This is a genomic window from Rhizobium sp. 05N430 (assembly GCF_056396985.1).
On sequence record NZ_JBFTMO010000042.1, the window covers coordinates 1 to 1,231 of the forward strand.

At 63.4% G+C, this 1,231-nt stretch carries 1 protein-coding gene; it reads left to right on the plus strand.

The window, feature by feature from the left end:
- The coding region (locus tag AC1DJO_RS29820; protein WP_477974129.1) for a transketolase-like TK C-terminal-containing protein at positions 1 to 1,231 on the plus strand (1,231 nt) is incomplete at both ends.

A 1,231-nucleotide genomic window follows, 5' to 3' on the forward strand; every position in this document is an offset into this window, starting at 1 on the left:
AAGTCCGACCGCCCGACCTTCATCGCCTGCAAGACGATCATCGGCTTCGGCGCTCCGAACAAGCAGGGCAGCCACAAGGTTCACGGCAACCCGCTCGGTGCCGAGGAAATCGCCGCTACCCGCAAGGCTCTGAACTGGGAAGCCGAACCTTTCGTCATCCCGGCCGACGTTCTCGACGCATGGCGCACCGCCGGTGCCCGCTCGGTCGATCTGGTCAAGTCCTGGGAAGCTGGCCTCGCAAAGTCGGCTCACAATGCTGAATTCAGCCGCCGCTTTGCTGGTGATCTGCCTGAAGGCTTCGACGCTGCGATCAGCGAACTGAAGAAGAAAATCGTCGAGACCAAGCCGACAGTCGCCACCCGCAAGGCGTCCGAGGACGTGCTTGAAGTGATCAACGGCCTTCTGCCGGAAACGCTCGGCGGCTCCGCCGACCTGACGCCTTCGAACAACACTAAGACCAGCCAGATGGTCTCGATCACGCCGACCGACTTCTCCGGCCGCTATATGCACTGGGGTATCCGCGAACACGGCATGGCCTCGGCCATGAACGGCATCTCGCTGCACGGCGGTCTGATCCCCTATGGCGGCGGTTTCATGATCTTCTCGGACTATTGCCGTCCGCCGATCCGCCTCGCCGCCCTGATGGGTATCCGCCTCGTCCACGTCCTGACGCATGACTCGATCGGCGTCGGCGAAGATGGCCCGACCCACCAGCCGGTCGAACAGGTGCCGAGCCTGCGCGCCGTTCCGAACCTGCTGGTCTTCCGTCCGGCCGACGTCACCGAGACGGCGGAAGCCTGGCAGATCGCGCTGAAGACGAAGAACCGCCCGACCGCGCTGGCCTTGACCCGTCAGAACCTAACGACGGTTCGTACCGAATATTCGGAAGAGAACCTGACGACCAAGGGCGCCTATACGCTGGCCGGCAAGGCCGACGCCAAGGTGACGATCTTCGCTTCGGGCTCTGAAGTCGAACTCGCCGTTGCCGCCCGCGCCACGCTCGAAGCCAAGGGCATTTCCGTCCGCGTCGTTTCCGTGCCCTGCACCGAACTGTTCTTCGAACAGCCGGATGCCTACCGCAAGGAAGTGCTCGGCAACTCGCCGGTCAAGATCGCCGTCGAAGCCGCCGTTCGCGAAGGCTGGGATGCGTTCATCGGTCCGGAAGGCACCTTCATCGGCATGAAGAGCTTCGGCGCTTCCGGCCCGGCCAAGGACGTCTTCAAGCATTTCG